This is a genomic window from Aeromonas sp. 604176 (assembly GCF_049170755.1).
Classification (GTDB): Bacteria; Pseudomonadota; Gammaproteobacteria; order Enterobacterales; family Aeromonadaceae; genus Aeromonas; species Aeromonas veronii_A.
In genome coordinates, this window is record NZ_JAAKNE010000096.1 from 1 (window position 1) to 17,326 (window position 17,326).

Sequence of the window (17,326 nt, forward strand, 5' to 3'; positions counted from 1 at the left end):
GTTGGTAACGAATGTTGGTAACGAATGTTGGTAACGAATGTTGGTAACGAATGTTGGTAACGAATGTTGGTAACGAATGTTGGTAACGAAATTTATCATGAGTCATGTAGATAGAAAACTATTCGCCCTGAAAAATAATATTTCAGCGCCCCACATTATTTATTACAACTAGATCTTTCTTTTTAGACTCCAGATCTCTATTGGAATAAATTTAAAAGATATCTTTTTTGGTCAAATTCTGTCGTCATTAAATCAACGCATGCTAATCCCATAATGACAAAGTAAGGTATCTATTAAGCTGAAACCATGACTCCGATACAAGCGCGCCTCTAGTAAATGAAGACTTGAGTCGCGTGAGATGCAGAGCGGATGGCTTGCCGACATCAACAACATCAAAAAATAAATTACTATTTAATGGCGCGCAAGGATAAGCAGAACAAACTAGCCACTCAACTTTAACTCCGCCAACAACCAATCAACATTTGAACTGGGGTTTTCTGAGATGTAAATATTTGACGCACCCTATATTAGCCCATCAGTTAAGGGTTTATTAACGATAGATTACTGTAACTTTTAACTGGCTGGTAGACTAACTTCTACAATGAAAAAAGCCGCCCGAGAGGGCGGCAAAAGATACAAGGAACAACGCATGTAACAAAGAGACGGGCATATGTCTTTCATGCTTTCCAAGCATATCCTGGCCCCAAATGAGAGCAAAGTTATCTTGCCGTAGGGTTTTTCCTGTTTTTTGTGAAAAACGAACGTTTTTCGACCTCATAGCACCTTACACATCTTTTGCCACCTCCCTGCAACAGGAACTTTCCTACAGGTATATGCCTGCGCAATAAGGTATTGTGGCAACTTTAGCTAGGCGTTAAAGGTATTTCATTGGCGCTGACACCAACCATTAGAAGGATAATAAAATGAACATGACGCATACTCTACTCATTCTTTCGGCAATGGCATATCAAGGCGCAGCCAATGCCGAAGGATATTATATTTCCGGCAAAGCGATGACTGGTAGTCAATATGCCAGCAGCATGGACACCAGCCTGCGCCCACGCATTGGCAGTTTTATCGAAGTTGATAACCAAAGCAGTATCAAACGCGGAACCTTTGCATTTGGTTATGCATTCAACAACAATTGGCAAGTGGAAGCTGAATATAACACCAGCGTCGATTCACACTTTCAATCTGGCAGTTCCCGATTTACCAACTCACTGAATAATTACCAGATCGACTCAGAAAAAATGATGGTGAATGCCTATAGGCTCTTCCCCGTGTATGGCAATCTGTCACTGTATGGTCAGGCCGGCCTCGGGGTCGCCAAAGTCAAGGTGGGTGGCTGGCAGAGGGTGCAAGAAAACCAGTTTGCAACCAATAAGCAGACCAATATTGCCTACTCCATTGGAGCCGGAGCCCGAGTGGCTGTGAATGCAAATATCTCTGCTGATCTGGGGTATCGCTATACCGACCTGGGCAAGGTAGAAAGTGGCTTTAACAATTTCCAGAACTTTTCTGGCTTAAAAGATGAACAACTGAAAGCGCACCTGACAGAGCAGGAAATATACTTCGGTCTCTCTTACAATATGTAACAAACATCGTCTATATAAAGGCATCAGTCTCATTGATGCCTTTATATATTAATTTTGGATTTACATCTCGCCCCTGTTATGCTGCGGTTTCGTTATCTAGATCAAATTAGAACTTTATAAAAATAGAAGAATTTATTTTCGCAATAGCTAGAATCTCCTAATGGTTACGGTAAAAGATAAAATGGATACGTAAAATGACAAAAAAAGCAGCTTTATTTTCAATTTTATTTTGGCTTTTCTCACCTGTGAGTCAAGCTGAGCAAAAAACGTTTTTTCATCCAGGTGTTTTCATTAGCTACAAACAATTACAATTTGTTCGATATAGCTTAACAGAAGAGCCATGGCAGACAGCATATGTCAATATACTAAAAGATAATCGAGCTCAATTGAGTTATAAACCCACTGCACATAAAATAGTTGAGTGTGGCCCATTTTCTAAACCTGATATTGGTTGTACTGATGAAACCAGAGACTCTCAGGCTGCCTACACCCAAGCTATATTATGGCGTTTAACCGGAGATGCACGCTATGCAGAAAATGTACGGAACATTCTAAATGCTTGGGCTAATACCCTAACGGAAGGGCACACCAATAGTAATGCGCCATTACAGGCAGCCTGGGCTGCGCAGATGTTTACCCGCGCAGCAGAAATTATCAAATATAGTTATAAAGAGTGGCCCCCAGCAGAAAAATATATCGTTTCCAAATGGCTTACAGAGCAATATTTGCCTAATATTCGTGCCATGTTTAATAATAAATGCAACAACAGTAATTGGCATGCCAGCGGTATTGAGGCAATGGCAAACATTGCTGTGTTTACTGATAACCAAACCCTTTTTACAGAGGCCATTTATAAGTGGCGAGGTCTGGTAAACGCTTATATATATTTAACATCAGATGGACCACGCCCCAACAACCCCGTAGGGTGCTCACTACCCCCCACAGAAATAGAAAAGAAATGGTACTATCCAGCAACGTATATTGATGGACTCGCATTGGAAAGTTGTAGAGATTTTGAACATACAGCCTATGGTCTGGCAGCGATCATAAATGTGGCAGAAACAGCACGTCTACAAGGAATAGATCTGTACCAAGATCAAGAATCTCTAGCAGAAGAGCGTCTTACAAAAGCGATGGAGCTACATAGTAGTTATGAAAATCGTCAGCCTGGGTTAGGGAGACTATGTAAAAATAGTGAGCATTTTAACAATAGCGTGAAAGGCACTTTCGAGGTTGGCTTTAATCACTACTCAATGCGTTTAGGAATGAACCTTCCACAAACTGAACAGTTTTTAAAATTATCTAGGCCAACCAAAGGTTATTTCCACTATCTGTGGGAAACATTAACTCATGGACTAACAGGTGATGTTAGATAGGAAAAATAATGTAGACATTAATCCGGCGTGGTTGACCATATTCGCTATCAAGTCATGATATCCCCAGACCTAGATCTATGGTCCTTAAATGAGGTGATTCGGTTGAAGTCTGAAACAATCGGTGTTTTTTTAATCACAGTATCTCAGATAGTTTTAAACGGGGCTCTCCATCTCAAGACTTTTAGATGCTTCGCGAAGTTGTAAGCTGTGATGAAGGCCCGCATATGGGCCTTCAATGGATCGAAGTCTGGATAGATGCCACTGGCAAAAGCCTAGGTTCGGCCAAACCAAGTCCCCGGATTTAGTTCACTACCACATTACAACTTGCCTGCAAACGACATGACTACTTAGCGCTTATTAGTACTGTAGTTTTAACTGTTTTATTGTGGTAGAGGTTATGTTGGAAGTACCGTTAACATCACAAAGAAATAGCAGCAACACCTGGATTAAACACCTTTTCAGTTTTTTAAATACTTTATTATTTCCGCAACAGCAGAGCTTCTTCAAACAGCTGTTGGGCATGACTAGCATTGATATGCTCAAACAATGCTGGATCAGGACAATGAAGAACCTGAGCACGTAACCGATGAATGTCTTGCCCCGCAAAGGCGGGTTTATTTGTAAGAAATAGTGCGTAAATATTTTGATAGACAGACGCACGATTTTTCTTTGCCAATTCAGATGCTGTATGCCACAAAGTATTACCCGCAGTATCGATCAGGCATTTCCCACCTTTGGAAAAAACCCGAACCGGCAATTTCAATGGCAACTCAGGGAGACGCTTGCACGACTGTGCCGGCACCTGACCCTTGATTAGTGGCCGTCCTGGCGATGACCAATAGATAGTTTGTTGCGAACTTAATAACTGACAGGATACTGGAATACGCAGGGTAAACAAATCTTCGATTATACCGCCTTGTAATGGCACCAATTTATCATCACCCCGTAAAAATAGCTCTCCCTGGACGCTGGGTGTGATTAGCATCATGCGCAAGAATCCATCCCGATAGCTTTGGAACTGAAATGACTCTGCAGCCCATGACCATTGAAAAATACATAACAACCCTATCACCCGAGCAATCATCTAATACCCCTTTTTCATAAGGGGCATATTTCATTGCACTCAGTTGAACAATAAAAGAGCTCGCCACACAAAAAGGAAAGTTCTTACATGAATAGGTATGGCAAGATCTCTGCACAGATTTTTCTTCCTATCAACAGAACTGGCCAGCCACCCAGCCGGAGGACCAGGCCCACTGGAAGTTGTAGCCACCCAGCCAGCCGGTCACATCCACCACTTCGCCGATGAAGTAGAGGCCGGGCACCTTGCGCGCTTCCATGGTCTTGGAGGAGAGCTCGTTGGTATCAACGCCGCCCAAGGTCACTTCTGCGGTGCGATACCCCTCGGTGCCGTTGGGCAGGATCTGCCAGTCACCCAGCAGGTTGGCCACCGCCTCCAGCTCCCGCTCGTTGTACTGACGCATCGGCTTGCTGACCAGCAGACCCAGTTCCACCAGCTTGTCGACGAAGCGCTTGGGCAGCTCGCGCCCCAGCACGGTTTTCAGCTCCTGCGCCGGGTGCGCCTGCGCCCATTCACGCAGGGCAGCCGGAATATCCAGCTCCGGCAGCAGGTTGATGTGGATCTTCTCGCCGGCATGCCAGTAGGAGGAGATCTGCAGGATGACGGGGCCGGAGAGGCCGCGATGGGTGAACAGCATCGCCTCCTTGAAGCGGGTGCCATCCTCGGCGGTCACCGCTACCGGCAGGCTGATGCCCGCCAGATCGGCAAAGGCCTCTTTCTCCGCCTGATGGAGGGTAAAGGGCACCAGACCGGCACGGGTCGGCAGCACCTTGAGACCGAACTGCTCCGCCAGCTTGAAGCCATAAGGGGTCGCCCCCAGCTTGGGCATGGAGAGACCGCCGGTCGCCACCACCAGCGAGTGACAGCCGATCTCACCCTTGCTGGTCGTCAACACAAAGCCCTCGTCCTGTTTGCTGACGGTGAGAATTTCGGTCTGGAACTGCAGGGTCACCCCGGCCCAGTCACACTCGGTGAGCAGCACATCGACGATATCCTTGGCACTCTCGAGACAGAACAGCTGCCCCAAGGTGCGCTCGTGATAGTTGACCCCGTGGCGGTCCACCAGATCGATAAAGTCCTGCTGGGTGTAGCGGGCCAGCGCCGACTTGCTGAAGTGGGGATTCTCCGACAGGTAGGCGTGAGCGCCAGCCTGATGGTTGGTGAAGTTGCAGCGGCCACCGCCACTGATGAGGATCTTGCGGCCCGGCTTCTTGGCGTTGTCGAGCACCAGCACGGAGCGGCCACGGTAGCCCGCCTGCGCCGCACACATCAATCCGGCCGCACCGGCCCCGATCACCACCACATCGACCTGCTTCATCATCACTCACTTATCAAAATAGAAACGGCACCTGGCCAGAACCGAGATTGCCTCTGGCGGAACAGAACCATAGTGGCTGCCCACCAGAATAAACAACGGCCCTTAAAAGGGCCGTTATTGTACTGGCTGAACACTAAGTGTCCACGACTATCAGGCGTTGCTGTCCATGATGCTGGCCGGGGCGCCCTTGGCCAGTTCGGCCAGCTCCTTGTCGATGAAGTAGAGGCCTTTGCCATCTTCACCCACCAGACCGAGACGGTCGACGATGCTCTTGAACAGCTTCTCCTCTTCATGCTGCTCGGCCACATACCACTGCAGGAAATTGAAGGTGGAGTAGTCCTGGGTAGTGAAGGCTACGTGAGCCAGACCATTGATGCACTTGGTGATGTGATACTCGTGCTCCAGGGTGGTACGGAACACATCGCCCAGCGACTTGAACTCGTGGGGAGGGGCATCGATGGCACCCAGCTTGGGCATGGCGCCAGTCTCGCTCACGTAGGTGAACAGACGCTCCATGTGCTGGCGCTCCTCGACCGCGTGCTGGCGCAGGAAGGTCGCCGCCCCTTCAAAGCCCTTGTCTTCGCACCAGGCGCTCATCTGCAGATAGAGATTGGAGGAGTAGAACTCCAGGTTAATCTGCTCGTTCAACTTCTCGATCATGGCTTGGGCCAGCATCTTGTTTCTCCTCAGTGATTTGGTATCGATTGTCGCCACACTCCCGCCGCGAATCAACCCGCCAACGAGAGGGAGATCCCGTTTCTTTCAGCTCAGGGGGTCAGCTCGCCAAGGGAGGCGACATCCACCGGCGCAGCATAATCGACGCCCGGCAGCTCGAAGCCGTTGAGCTGCATAAAATCCTGCCGCAGCCCGGCAAAGTCCCCCAGCGCGTGGAAATTCTCCGGCGTCACCTTGGGCCAGAGCGCCGAAACGGCAGCCTGAATGGCCGGGTCGAGCTCGTGGTCATCCATCCGGATCAGCCGGTTACCATCGGCCACCACCCCATTGGGCCCGTACATCTTGGCGGCGAACAGTCGCTGCATCTGCTCGATGCAGCCCTCATGGACGCCGCGCTCCTTCATCACCCCCATCAGCAGGCCCAGATAGACCGGCAGCACCGGGATATAGGCGCTCGCCTTGGTCACCAGCGCCTTGCAGACCGACACCCAGGCGTGACCACCAATCTCGGCCAGCTGCAGGTTGATGGTCTCGGCGGTGGCGTGCAGATGCTCCTTGGCATAACCGATGGTGCCATCCCGATAGAGGGGATAGGTGGATTCCGGGCCGATATAGGAGTAAGCAACGGTTTGCGCACCGGGGGCAAGACAATCGGTCTGCTGCAACGCCTGCATCCAGAGCTGCCAATCCTCGCCCCCCATCACGGTGACGGTATCGCGGATCTCCTCCGGCGTGGCAGGCGCCAGCGACTGCTGCACCAGGGTATCGCGCTCCAGATCCAGCCCCCAGCCGCTAAATGGCTGGCCGGTGGTCTTGAGCACCGAACGCACCTGCGTACCATCTGGCAGCACCCGGATGCCGCTCGCGAGCGAATAGATCACCAGATCCACCTGCCCCAGCTGCTGGCGGATGGTCTCGATGGCCTGCTGACGCATGCCGTCGGAGAAGGCATCACCAATCAGGTTGATGGCGATACGCCCCTCCTGTTCCGCCTCCTTGCGAAACCAGATGTTGTTGTACCAACCGGCGCTGCCCAATCCTTTGTCGGAAGGGCCGCGCTCAAACGAGATGCCGATGGTGTCGGCACCGGCACCAAAGGCGAGCGCAATGCGCGACGCCAGCCCGAAACCGGAGGAGGCCCCCAGCACCAGCACCCGCTTGGGCCCATTGAACGGGCCCGCTGTCTTGATGCGTTCAATCTGCTGCTGCACGGCGGCGCGGCAGCCGATGGGGTGACAGTTGCGGGCAACACAACCTTGAATCTGGGGATGAATGATCATGGGAAGGCCTCCAAAGAAACTGGCTACAGCATAACCAAATCGAAGGAGATTAACTTGATGCCGGATCGCTATCAGTCAGAAAAGCAGCGGGAGATGAGGCAGAAAAACAAAAGGGAGCACGTGGCTCCCCAAAGCGGTATTCAGATGCTTTTTGTTGTTTTGTGTTCATTGCGAAGCACGGGCCCATCCTATGCCTCTCCCCCCAGATCGGCAAGCCGAGGGGTGTGACCGGCGTCAAACTCTTGTTTAATTTATAGGCAAATGGTGGTTAATAACTGAGTAGCTGACCCTGTGTCACACGTCATTAAACTCATTTAAATCCCAAAACTGTGCCTGAGGCACCATTTTAGTTTCAGCAGAGATTGGTATAGTGGGCTGAAGGATCGGTAAGGAGAACCCCCATGAGTGGAACAACCTATTACAAGCATATTCTGGCCGCGATCGACCTCTCTGAAGACAACCGCAAGGTGATCGACAAGGCGGTGGACAGAGCCCGCTCCAACGGCGCCAAGCTGTCGGTTATCCATGTCGATGTGGACCTCAAGGATCTCTACACCGAGATGATCGATATCGACATCGACAACGTGCAGGATCAGGTGATCGCCGAAGCGAAAGAGAAGCTGGAGGCATTTCTGGCCTCGGTGGACTATCCCATCGAGAAGAAGCTGGTGATCTGCGGCGATCTGAGCGAGCGGGTCAATCAGGCGGTCAAGGAGTACGAGATCGACCTGCTGGTGTGCGGCCATCGCCAGAGCTTCTGGAGCCTGCTCACCTCCAGCGCCCGTCAGCTGATGAATACGGTGCCCTGCGATCTGCTGGTCGTCCCCTTGCAGAAGTAATGAAACCGGCGTAGTGTGATTTGCTATGAACATGACCGCATTCAATCACAACTACTGGTGGTGCTGCTCCTAAACAGGCGGCACCGCGTTTCTATTCAAGATTTCCCAAAGAAAACACCGTGACCGCCGAGAGGCGGTCAACTGTTTTTATCCCTTTGTCGCCTCCCGGCTCACCCAACTGGAGAGAGTGACATGCACAACCCCGTAATCCTTACTGGCGATCGTCCCACCGGCAAACTGCACATCGGCCACTATGTCGGCTCCCTGCGCCAGCGCGTCGAAGCCCAGCACCACTACCGTCAATTCGTGATGATCGCCGACTTGCAGGCGCTGACCGACAACGGCCACAACCCGGCCAAGGTGACCGACAACGTGCTGGAGGTGATGGCTGACTATCTGGCGGTCGGTCTCGACCCGGCCAAGACCACCTTCTGCCTGCAGAGCGCCCTGCCCGCTCTCGCCGAACTCACCTGCTACTACCTCAATCTGGTCAGCGTCGCCCGGCTGGAGCGCAACCCCACCGTCAAGGCGGAGATCCAGCAGAAAGGGTTCGAGCGCACGCTGCCGGCCGGTTTTCTGGTCTATCCGGTCAGTCAGGCCGCCGACATCACCGCCTTTCGCGCCAGCCATGTGCCTGTGGGTGAAGATCAGCTGCCGATGCTGGAGCAGACCAACGAGATCGTCCGCCGCTTCAATTCTCTGGTGGGCAAAGAGGTGCTGACCGAATGTCAGCCGATCCTGAGCGACACCGGTCGCCTGCCCGGCATCGATGGCAAGTCCAAGATGTCCAAATCTCTCGGCAACACCATAGAGCTCGGCATGTCGGCGGAAGAGGTCAAACAGGCGGTGTTCGCCATGTATACCGACCCCAACCACCTCAAGGTGAGCGATCCGGGTCAGGTGGAGGGAAATACGGTGTTCGCCTACCTCGATGCCTTCCACCCTGACAAGGCGCTGGTCGCCGAGATGAAGGCCCACTACCGGCGCGGTGGACTGGGGGACATGCGCTGCAAACAGGTGCTCAATGACTGCCTGCAAACCCTGCTCGCCCCGATGCGGGAGCGCCGTGCCGCGGCCATTGCCGACAAGAAGATGCTGCTGGAGCTGCTCTATCAAGGCACCGAGCAGGCTCGCATCATCACCGATGAGGTATTGGCGGAGGTGAAAAGCGCCATGGGGCTCGACTACTTCGCCAGCATCCGCTGAGCGGGAGTCCCGAGTGCATCGTCGCCGTAGAGGTCGAACACCAACTGGTGCAACAGGCTCTTGAACCAGCCGATCGCCTCGTCATGGGCGGTCAGCGGGTGCCCCGCCATCAGGTAGACGATAGGGATGGCGGGGTCGAGCTGGTGCATCCGCAGCGGGTAGTAGCGGCAGAAGTGGCGCCCGATCATCTCGGGCACCACCACCAGATAGCGGCCGGTCGCCATCAACGGCGGCACCGCCATAAAGCTCGGCAACCGCACGCCCAGCTCCCGCTCCACCCCGAAACGGGCCAGCCAGAGCTCCACCATCGCCTGACTGTGACCCCAGCTGGAGGTGTGGATGTGGGGACGGCTCACCAGCTCGACCGGAGTCAGCACATCGGGCAATTCGCTGCCAAGGGGCGACAGGCAGACCAGCGGGTTGTTGAACCACTCCTCCCGCCACAAGCGGGGTGAGAGGTGATTCGCCCCGGCGAAGCCGATCACCAGATCCAGCTCACCCTTTTCCAGCTCCCGCTCGTAGTCGCTGTCGGCCAGCTCGCACACCTCCAGCCGACAGTGAGGGGCCTGCCGATGGATCCTCTCCACCAGCACCGGCACCAGCCCGTGCTCCACCGAACCCGGGGTGGCGATGCGGAAAATCCGCCGCGCGGTGGCGGGATCAAACCCCTTGGCCTGCCGCAATCCCTGCTCCAGCATCGCTAACGCCTGGCGCACCGGCCCGGCCAGCGCCTTGGCCCGCTCGGTCGGCATCATCTCGCGCCGACTCATCACAAACAGCGGATCATCCAGCGCCACCCGCAGCCGCCCCAAGGCGTGACTGACGGTGGATTGGGAGAGATGCAGCCGTTCGGCGGCACGGGTGACGTTGCGCTCCTGCATCAGCATGTCGAATACGGCGAGCAGGTTGAGGTCGAGACGGGCGAGCGAGCTATCCATCGATATTAGCCATAGTTAAATGCCAACAATTCATTTTTACCATAGTAACAGATTGCCTAGAATGCGCTGGCTTAATACATCGGAGATTCAAATGCGTAGCTATCTGTTATTGCTGGCCATTGGCCTGCTGTGGGGTTCCCAATTCATTTTCATGCACCAGGCCGTTGCCGAGTTGCCCCCCATTCTGGTGGCTGCCGGTCGTGCCCTGTGCGGCAGCCTGACCCTGGGTCTGCTCTGCCTGTTCATGCGGCTCAAGAGTGAGCACACCCCGTGGCGCACCTATATGCTGATCGCCCTGCTGGATGCCACCATCCCCTTCATCATGGTCGCCTGGGGCCAACAGTATGTGGATAGCGCCATCGCCGCCGTAGTCATGGGTTGTATCCCGTTTGTGACCATTCTGGCTGCACCGCTGTTTATTTCTGGTGAAAGAATCACCAAAACCGGTCTGCTTTCCGTGATCATCGGCTTTGCCGGTGTACTCACCCTGTTCTGGCCGAAACTCTCCCAGGGCATGAACGCCGGTCTGCTCGGTGCCATGGCCATCCTGCTGGGTGCCAGCTGTTTCGCCATCGGCCTGCTGATGATCAAGCGCTTCGCCAAGGACCATCCGGTCGTGGTCGCCCGCAATATCCTGATCTCCTCGGCAATCCAGTTGCTGCTGGTCGCCCCCTTCATGGTTGACCTCAGCAGCCTGGCCCTGCCGAGCACCCAGGCCCTGAGCGCGATTACCGTGCTGGGTACCCTCTGTACCGGTCTGGTCTACTTCCTCTACATGGCGCTGATCCAGAAGGCCGGCCCGACGTTCGCCTCCTTCAGCAACTATTTGGTGCCGCTGTTCGGCGTGATGCTGGGTGCCCTGTTCCTCGGCGAGCAGATCCACCCCACCACAGGTGTTGCTCTGGCCCTGATCCTCGGCTCGGTCGCCATGAACCAGTGGGCGCAGCAGCGTCGTATGCAGCGCGAGGTCTCCCTATGTCAGGCATCCTGACCACACTGTGCGGTGGTCTGGTACTGATTGCCGGCTGGCAGTATCGCCAGCGGCTGGCCGGGATCCTGGGCCTGCTGATGGTACTGCTGCCCTGGTTCTTCGATAGCAAGCTGCAAGCCATGCTGAGCTATGCCCTGAATGCCTGAAGTCCATCTCTGAATGTGTGACGAGAGTCTATCTCTCCTGTTTTTGGGACTGTTTTAAAAAACCTCCGATTTGTCCCCCGCTACCGGCGCTCTGCGCCGGTTTTTTTATGTTCGAGATCAGGAGAAGACCGTTACCTGTTATCAACTGTTTTGATGGGGGGCTGATCTAACAGTGGTTTCTCACCAACGGTGAATCCTTAAAGAACTGGGTATTAGGAATAAAACCGACTCATTAAGGTAATTTACATGCGTACTCATCTTGTCATATCCGATACCCTTCATGCCTTGGCGACCAATAGTCCGTTAGAAAACCTATGCGTTGCCGTAGCAGCGTTTGCCCTGATAAGGCTGATAAACGCTTTTGCAGAGCTACTGACAACATAGAGTGTGAGCAACACCTTCACGGGAAACTTAGCCGAGCTCGCCAGACTGATACACATTCCACCAGTCAGCCTGATATATCAGACTGACTGGCCAAAAAAGCCAACGACAACCATCTGAAACTCAAACCGAATAGCGATAGCTGAGTCGCTCGTTCTTGCGCGGCCCGGTGATCTGCCAGCTCAGCAGAAAACCGCCGTCTATCTCGGTCAGCTCGGCGCTGTAGTGATCCGCCCCGCACAGATGGGGCTCGGCTGTCAGCCAGCAGCCATCCCCCTGCGGCAGCAGCTCGAACAGTTCGACCGGCTCCTCATAACGCAGATGGGAGAGACGGATCCCCCGCGCACTGCGCTGCCACCAGAAGCGGTTATGCATGGCGAGCACCCTTCCATGGGGCGTGGTGTAGCGACCCTGCTCGCTAAACAGCCAGCCACCCTGATGATCGGTCACCTGCACACGCCCCTCGCCCCGACCATTCCAGTCGGTCGCCGACCCCTCGCCATTGCTGGCGGTAAAGGAAAATGCTCCGACCTGTGGCAATCGCCCCCATAAACACTGGATTGCCGCTTCCATCTCGGCCATCATAGCCCCCTTAAAATTGACAACTGACGATAAATCAAACACATGAACTACTTGATAGGGGTCACCCTGCTCTGGTCATTCTCCTTCAGCCTGATCGGGGTCTACCTCGCTGGCCAGGTGGATGCCTACTTCTCGGTGCTGACCCGCATCGCCCTCGCCAGTCTGGTGTTTCTCCCCTTCCTGCGCCGCCGCTGGCTGCGCCCCGATCTGGCGGCCAAGCTGATGGCGCTGGGCGCCATCCAGCTCGGCATCATGTATCTCTTCTACTACCACTCCTTCCTGCTGCTGACAGTGCCGGAAGTGCTGGTCTTTACCATCTTCACCCCCATCTACGTCACCCTGCTCCACGACTTGCTGGAAGGGCGCTTCAAGCCCACTTATCTGTGGGGTGCCCTGCTGGCGGTGCTCGGGGCTGCCGTCATCCGCTTCGACGGCCTGACCGAAAGCTATGTGCTGGGATTTCTGGTGGTGCAGGGGGCCAACCTCTGTTTCGCCCTGGGTCAAGTGGGCTACAAGGTACTGCTGGCAAGGGAGGCGGAGCAACCGCCGCAACTGGCGGTGTTCGGCTGCTTCTATCTGGGAGCGCTGGTGATCGCACTGCCCGCCTGGTGGCTGCTGGGCAAGCCGCAATACCCAACGTCAGGGTTGCAGTGGGGCATTCTGCTCTGGCTGGGGGTGGGTGCCTCCGGCCTCGGCTACTTCCTCTGGAACAAGGGGGCGACGCTGGTCACCAGCGGGGTGCTGGCCATCATGAACAATGCGCTCATTCCGGCCGGCTTGCTGGTCAATCTGCTGCTCTGGGGCAAGGATACCGACCTGACCCGACTGACCATCGGCGGCCTGCTGATGCTGGCCTCGCTCTGGGTCTGCCAGCGTGACAAGCGCGGCCAACCCTGACCGCACTCAGCCGACGACGGTGTTGTGCTCCCGTCTGGCCTGACTGTGACAGCTGGCCAGCCGGGCCAGCAGATGATCGAGCTGCTCGCCAGCCTGACTCTGCACCAGCCCGATGCTGACGGTGACCGGCCGCTGTGACAGCAGGCTGGCATCGGCAATCTCGAGGCGCAGCCGCTCGGCGATCTCCAGCGCACTCATCCGCTCGGTCTGGGAGAGCATCAGGATAAAACCGTCCTCATCCCAGCGGGCGAAGGGATCTTCCCGCCGCAGTTCGTGACGCACGATACGCGCCAGCTTGGCCAGCATGGCGTCGCAAGCCGCTTCACCAAACAGTTGCTGGATTTTGGCCATGTGATCGACCGAAAACTGCAGCAGACTGAAAGTGCCGCTCTCGGTCGCCAGCCGCTCTTCAAGCAGTTGCTCGAAACGGCCACGGCTCTCCAGACCGGTCAGCGGATCGGTGCCATGTCGCTCCTCCACCAGCACCACGGCAGGATCGAGGTGACGGACCACCCCCAGCAGATACCCCCGCTCATCGCGACGCATTCGCTCTTCCAGCCGGATGTAGTGACCGTGATGATGCAAAATGCGGTATTCGAGGCGCAGACCACTGCTGCGGCCGCTCTGGCAGGCGAGCAGGGCATCTTCCAGCCGGGCAACATCGTCGGGATGAACCCGATCCAGCCAGCCGAGATCATCCGGCCAGCACTCTCCCAATCCCAACAGGCGCAGGCAGGAGGGATCACGCTGCAGTCCATGTTGGGCTGACCAGCTCCAGATCCCCGCCTCCAGCAGCGCCATGGCATCAGACAGCAGACCCGGATCAAGCCGGGCAGTCACATCGACCAAAGGTGTCTTGAGCATTTCCATGGGGGACCTCGAAACAGGATCTGAATACCTGCTCAATAAGTAACATTGGCGTTCACGCCGAGCAACAGGGTCAGATCGCTTTTCCCTGATACCCGTTCATCAAGGTCTGCCAGTTCTCCGGTACGAAGTGGAAACTGGTGTGCAGTTGAGACTCTTTATTGAATGAACGGAGCAAGCGTTCCAGATTGGCCTTCTGCCATTCGCCGGGGGAGCGGATCGCCCCCTTGTCAAAATCGATCACCCACACCTTGCCCTCTTTATCGAGCAGCAGGTTGTGACTGTTGAGATCGGCGTGATAAACCCCGGCATCGTGCAGCTGACGCACCGTCTGACCTATCTTGTGCCACACCTCGGTCACCACCGGCCCCTGCTTGAGCAGCGCCACCATATCCTTGGCACCGCGAATTCGCTCGATCAGGATATCGGCGCGATAGAAGGGGCCCTGTTTGACCATACGGGCGCCAAACGGACGCGGCACCGGTAACCCCAGCTCACACAACTTGGCCAGCAGGGTGTATTCGGCCATGGCGCGGCTCGACTCGACCCCTTCGAACCAGAAGCGATCCCGCACCACCTTGCCCACCATGCCGCCGCGATAGTAGTGGCGCAGCACCAGATGGCGGGACTCATCCTTGACGAACCAGGTCACTCCCCGTCCGATGGAGGTTCCCACCACCTGACGGTTGTTCTGCCACCAGGCAGGATCGAATAACTGGGGAGATGGGTCGCGAAAGGCCCCTTCGGCATACCAGCAGATCTGGTTGTGTTCGGTCTGTACTCGCATCGTGGAGATCCCGCTCGGTGGGTCATGGATCGCAATTTTTCAATTTGCGATGAGGCTGCCGCTCTGGCATGCCCGCAATAGTGGCCTTTAATCAACGACGTGCAGAAACAGGTCATGGCACTGGGCCCGGCCTATCCTGGCTGACGATTGTGCGCAATTTTACAATCCAGAGGGGAGTTTGCATAATGCCATTCACCCTTTTTGCCAGCCGTGCGCCACAACATGCCGCTATTTCAAACGCCTCCCTCCTCCATCTGCATCCTGCGGCTCTCCGCCATCGGGGATTGCTGCCACGCACTGGCGCTGGTGCGCGTCATCCAGCGGGAGTGGCCACAGACCCGTATCACCTGGATCACCGGCAAAATCGAGGCAACCCTGTTTGCCGATCTGCCTGGAGTCGAGGTGATCCCCTTCGACAAGAGCAAGGGGTGGCGCGGCTATCGCGATCTCTGGCATACCCTCAAGGGGCGCAAATTCGATGCCCTGCTCCACCTGCAGGCGGCGATGCGGGCCAGCATCGCAACCCTCGGCATCAAGGCCAAGGTCAAACTCGGGTTTGATCGGGAGCGGGCCAACGACGGCCAGTGGCTGTTCACCAACCACAAGGTGCCATCCCCTGCCTCTCCCCACGTGCTGGACGGTTTCCTCGCCTTTGCCAAAGAGCTCGGCATCAAGGATCTGACCCCGGATTGGCAGCTGCCCATCAGCGCCGAACATCAGGCGTGGGCAAGGGAGAAGATTGGCGGCAAACCGACCCTGCTGATCTGCGCCGCCGCCAGCAAGGCGTTCAAAAACTGGACGGCTGCGGGTTATGCCGCACTGGCGGATCACGCTGCCAGCAAGGGTTTTCAGGTCTATCTCTGTGGCGGGCCGGCCAAACTGGAGCGGGATCTGGCTGCCGAAATCCGGCAACTCAGCCAGAGCAAGCCGGTCGATCTGGTTGGCCAGACCAACCTCAAGCAGCTGTTGGCGCTGATTGGCGAGGCGAGTCTGGTACTGGCCCCCGATACCGGCCCAACCCATATGGCCACCATTGTCGGCACGCCGGTGATCGGTCTCTATGCCCACCACAATCCGGCGCGTACCGGCCCATATCTCTGCCGCGACTACGTGGTCAGCGTCTATCAGGAGCTGGTTGAGCAGGAGACCGGCAAGCCGCTGGCCGAATTGAGCTGGCGCACCCGTCTCAAGGACCCGGAGGCCATGCGAAAAATCACCAGCGAGCAGGTGACCGCCGCGTTCGATCGGCTCTGTGCAGATCGTCAACTGCCGTAGTGACAGGGCACCTCGGGAATTCCGAGCCATCAGGCAGGGATAACCTGATAGCCTCTGCCCTCAGCCAAAGGCACAATGCAGGCTGATGTGGGTTACGCTCCCGCAGCAAGCTACGAATACTTTGATCGGCTGGAATATGATTCCGGCCGTTTTTTTATTCGCCGCATTCTGGTAAAATTCGCCGCCTTTACATCCTCCTGACTCAAGAATTTTCCGCGTTTTGCGTTTGGCTGTCTCCCTTTCGGGCACAAGACGGCGGTCTCTGCTACAACCAAAACAGCGGTTTCGCTTAAAGGTAATAATATGGCGCAACAAGGCACTCTCTATATCATCTCTTCTCCGAGCGGCGCGGGTAAATCCAGTCTGCTCAATGCCTTGCTGACCCAACATAACGCTGCAGGCAAGATGCAGCTGTCGGTTTCCCACACCACTCGCGCCACCCGTCCTGGCGAAGAGCACGGCGTCCACTACCACTTCGTTCAGGTGGAAGAGTTCAAGGCGCTGATCGAGCGTGGTGATTTTCTGGAATGGGCCGAAGTGTTCGGCAACTACTACGGCACCTCCCGCGCCGCCATCGAAGCCTGTCTGGCCAAAGGGATCGACGTATTCCTCGACATCGACTGGCAGGGTGCCCGCCAGATCCGCGAGCAGATGCCGACCAAATCCATTTTCATCCTGCCCCCCAGCCGCGAAGAGCTGGAACGCCGCCTGATTGGGCGCGGTCAGGACAGCGCCGAAGTGATCGCCGGCCGGATGGCGAAAGCCATTGCCGAAATGGTGCACTACGACGAGTATGACTATGTCATTATCAATGAAGACTTCGAGCAGGCGCTGTTCCAGCTCAGGTCCATTATTGAGTGCCAACGGCTGGAGATGCGTCACCAGCAACAGGCTCAAAAAAACTTGCTGCAACAGCTACTGGCAGAGTAAGCCAAAAACAAGTAAACTTTTGCGTCATTTTTAAACACTGCTTTTCTAAATACAGAAAGCCCAAACACTGGAGTCCTGCATGGCACGCGTTACTGTAGAAGATGCTGTAAAACAGGTAGGTAACCGTTTTGACCTGGTGCTGGTCGCCGCGCGCCGCGCTCG

General features: G+C 55.4%; 18 protein-coding genes and 1 pseudogene. 10 read left to right on the forward strand and 9 right to left on the reverse strand.

Annotation, left to right across the window (positions count from 1 at the left end):
- The first annotated feature begins 923 nt into the window (after window positions 1-923).
- A complete protein-coding gene (locus G5358_RS15755; RefSeq protein WP_421324421.1) occupies window positions 924-1,595 on the forward strand; it encodes an outer membrane protein in 672 nt (223 codons plus the stop codon).
- A gap of 194 nt (window positions 1,596-1,789) precedes the next feature.
- Window positions 1,790-2,971 carry an alginate lyase family protein gene (locus G5358_RS15760; RefSeq protein ID WP_421324423.1) on the forward strand — a complete coding sequence of 394 codons (1,182 nt, stop codon included), beginning with the start codon at window positions 1,790-1,792 and terminating at the stop codon, window positions 2,969-2,971.
- Between the two features lie 146 nt (window positions 2,972-3,117).
- On the opposite strand, the pseudogene G5358_RS15765 reads toward G5358_RS15760, so the two are convergent.
- The 5 genes and pseudogenes from G5358_RS15765 to fabV all read right to left on the reverse strand — a co-directional run.
- Window positions 3,118-3,225: pseudogene (locus G5358_RS15765) on the reverse strand (IS481 family transposase); the annotation flags it as partial.
- A 224-nt stretch (window positions 3,226-3,449) separates the two neighbouring features.
- Window positions 3,450-4,055, reverse strand: a complete 606-nt coding sequence (locus G5358_RS15770) for a hypothetical protein (protein WP_201931625.1) — start codon at window positions 4,053-4,055, stop codon at window positions 3,450-3,452.
- A gap of 130 nt (window positions 4,056-4,185) precedes the next feature.
- Entirely contained in the window at window positions 4,186-5,370 is a 1,185-nt protein-coding gene (locus tag G5358_RS15775; RefSeq protein WP_421324437.1) for an NAD(P)/FAD-dependent oxidoreductase, read from the reverse strand.
- A gap of 150 nt (window positions 5,371-5,520) precedes the next feature.
- Complete coding sequence (gene ftnA / locus G5358_RS15780; RefSeq protein ID WP_005339225.1) at window positions 5,521-6,045, reverse strand: non-heme ferritin; 525 nt, start codon at window positions 6,043-6,045, stop codon at window positions 5,521-5,523.
- Between the two features lie 92 nt (window positions 6,046-6,137).
- A complete protein-coding gene (gene fabV, locus G5358_RS15785) occupies window positions 6,138-7,325 on the reverse strand; it encodes an enoyl-ACP reductase FabV (protein WP_421324425.1) in 1,188 nt (395 codons plus the stop codon).
- A 401-nt stretch (window positions 7,326-7,726) separates the two neighbouring features.
- Here fabV and G5358_RS15790 point away from each other — a divergent pair, with 401 nt between their 5' ends.
- A complete protein-coding gene (locus G5358_RS15790; RefSeq protein WP_005339229.1) occupies window positions 7,727-8,164 on the forward strand; it encodes a universal stress protein in 438 nt (145 codons plus the stop codon).
- A gap of 192 nt (window positions 8,165-8,356) precedes the next feature.
- A complete protein-coding gene (gene trpS / locus G5358_RS15795) occupies window positions 8,357-9,370 on the forward strand; it encodes a tryptophan--tRNA ligase (RefSeq protein WP_421324427.1) in 1,014 nt (337 codons plus the stop codon).
- Here trpS and G5358_RS15800 read toward each other — a convergent pair.
- Window positions 9,349-10,308: a LysR substrate-binding domain-containing protein gene (locus G5358_RS15800; protein WP_421324429.1), complete on the reverse strand. Its 960-nt coding sequence runs from the start codon at window positions 10,306-10,308 to the stop codon at window positions 9,349-9,351. The two genes, trpS and G5358_RS15800, sit on opposite strands and share 22 nt — an antisense overlap.
- A gap of 91 nt (window positions 10,309-10,399) precedes the next feature.
- Between G5358_RS15800 and G5358_RS15805 the strand changes: the two genes are divergently transcribed.
- Together G5358_RS15805 and G5358_RS15810 are read left to right on the forward strand one after the other, a co-directional pair.
- Window positions 10,400-11,299: a DMT family transporter gene (locus G5358_RS15805; protein ID WP_421324431.1), complete on the forward strand. Its 900-nt coding sequence runs from the start codon at window positions 10,400-10,402 to the stop codon at window positions 11,297-11,299.
- A complete protein-coding gene (locus G5358_RS15810; protein ID WP_005339236.1) occupies window positions 11,284-11,445 on the forward strand; it encodes a hypothetical protein in 162 nt (53 codons plus the stop codon). The genes G5358_RS15805 and G5358_RS15810 overlap by 16 nt, the downstream gene beginning before the upstream one ends.
- Window positions 11,446-11,949: 504 nt before the next feature.
- Here the strand turns inward: G5358_RS15810 and G5358_RS15815 are convergent.
- Window positions 11,950-12,411: a DUF6314 family protein gene (locus tag G5358_RS15815; RefSeq protein WP_216952561.1), complete on the reverse strand. Its 462-nt coding sequence runs from the start codon at window positions 12,409-12,411 to the stop codon at window positions 11,950-11,952.
- Window positions 12,412-12,450: 39 nt separating this feature from the next.
- Between G5358_RS15815 and G5358_RS15820 the strand changes: the two genes are divergently transcribed.
- Window positions 12,451-13,305 carry a carboxylate/amino acid/amine transporter gene (locus tag G5358_RS15820; protein ID WP_129503003.1) on the forward strand — a complete coding sequence of 285 codons (855 nt, stop codon included), beginning with the start codon at window positions 12,451-12,453 and terminating at the stop codon, window positions 13,303-13,305.
- Window positions 13,306-13,311: 6 nt separating this feature from the next.
- On the opposite strand, the gene G5358_RS15825 is transcribed toward G5358_RS15820, so the two are convergent.
- Complete coding sequence (locus G5358_RS15825; protein ID WP_216952557.1) at window positions 13,312-14,175, reverse strand: sensor domain-containing diguanylate cyclase; 864 nt, start codon at window positions 14,173-14,175, stop codon at window positions 13,312-13,314.
- 70 nt (window positions 14,176-14,245) lie between these two features.
- Window positions 14,246-14,959: a 3-deoxy-D-manno-octulosonic acid kinase gene (locus tag G5358_RS15830; protein ID WP_421324433.1), complete on the reverse strand. Its 714-nt coding sequence runs from the start codon at window positions 14,957-14,959 to the stop codon at window positions 14,246-14,248.
- 222 nt (window positions 14,960-15,181) lie between these two features.
- Here G5358_RS15830 and G5358_RS15835 point away from each other — a divergent pair, with 222 nt between their 5' ends.
- From G5358_RS15835 to rpoZ, 3 genes are all read left to right on the forward strand, one after another.
- Complete coding sequence (locus G5358_RS15835; RefSeq protein WP_421324435.1) at window positions 15,182-16,234, forward strand: glycosyltransferase family 9 protein; 1,053 nt, start codon at window positions 15,182-15,184, stop codon at window positions 16,232-16,234.
- A gap of 303 nt (window positions 16,235-16,537) precedes the next feature.
- A complete protein-coding gene (gene gmk / locus G5358_RS15840) occupies window positions 16,538-17,164 on the forward strand; it encodes a guanylate kinase (RefSeq protein ID WP_005357125.1) in 627 nt (208 codons plus the stop codon).
- A gap of 79 nt (window positions 17,165-17,243) precedes the next feature.
- A partial coding sequence (gene rpoZ, locus G5358_RS15845) for a DNA-directed RNA polymerase subunit omega (protein ID WP_421324439.1) occupies window positions 17,244-17,326 on the forward strand: 83 nt, incomplete at its 3' end.

Bases quoted from the DNA above. Each gene is read 5' to 3' on its own strand.
- G5358_RS15755 (WP_421324421.1), top strand. From the start codon at position 924: ATGAACATGACGCATACTCTACTCATTCTTTCGGCAATGGCATATCAA.
- G5358_RS15760 (WP_421324423.1), top strand. From the start codon at position 1,790: ATGACAAAAAAAGCAGCTTTATTTTCAATTTTATTTTGGCTTTTCTCA.
- G5358_RS15770 (WP_201931625.1), bottom strand. From the start codon at position 4,055: ATGATTGCTCGGGTGATAGGGTTGTTATGTATTTTTCAATGGTCATGG.
- G5358_RS15775 (WP_421324437.1), bottom strand. From the start codon at position 5,370: ATGAAGCAGGTCGATGTGGTGGTGATCGGGGCCGGTGCGGCCGGATTG.
- ftnA (WP_005339225.1), bottom strand. From the start codon at position 6,045: ATGCTGGCCCAAGCCATGATCGAGAAGTTGAACGAGCAGATTAACCTG.
- fabV (WP_421324425.1), bottom strand. From the start codon at position 7,325: ATGATCATTCATCCCCAGATTCAAGGTTGTGTTGCCCGCAACTGTCAC.
- G5358_RS15790 (WP_005339229.1), top strand. From the start codon at position 7,727: ATGAGTGGAACAACCTATTACAAGCATATTCTGGCCGCGATCGACCTC.
- trpS (WP_421324427.1), top strand. From the start codon at position 8,357: ATGCACAACCCCGTAATCCTTACTGGCGATCGTCCCACCGGCAAACTG.
- G5358_RS15800 (WP_421324429.1), bottom strand. From the start codon at position 10,308: ATGGATAGCTCGCTCGCCCGTCTCGACCTCAACCTGCTCGCCGTATTC.
- G5358_RS15805 (WP_421324431.1), top strand. From the start codon at position 10,400: ATGCGTAGCTATCTGTTATTGCTGGCCATTGGCCTGCTGTGGGGTTCC.
- G5358_RS15810 (WP_005339236.1), top strand. From the start codon at position 11,284: ATGTCAGGCATCCTGACCACACTGTGCGGTGGTCTGGTACTGATTGCC.
- G5358_RS15815 (WP_216952561.1), bottom strand. From the start codon at position 12,411: ATGATGGCCGAGATGGAAGCGGCAATCCAGTGTTTATGGGGGCGATTG.
- G5358_RS15820 (WP_129503003.1), top strand. From the start codon at position 12,451: ATGAACTACTTGATAGGGGTCACCCTGCTCTGGTCATTCTCCTTCAGC.
- G5358_RS15825 (WP_216952557.1), bottom strand. From the start codon at position 14,175: ATGGAAATGCTCAAGACACCTTTGGTCGATGTGACTGCCCGGCTTGAT.
- G5358_RS15830 (WP_421324433.1), bottom strand. From the start codon at position 14,959: ATGCGAGTACAGACCGAACACAACCAGATCTGCTGGTATGCCGAAGGG.
- G5358_RS15835 (WP_421324435.1), top strand. From the start codon at position 15,182: ATGCCGCTATTTCAAACGCCTCCCTCCTCCATCTGCATCCTGCGGCTC.
- gmk (WP_005357125.1), top strand. From the start codon at position 16,538: ATGGCGCAACAAGGCACTCTCTATATCATCTCTTCTCCGAGCGGCGCG.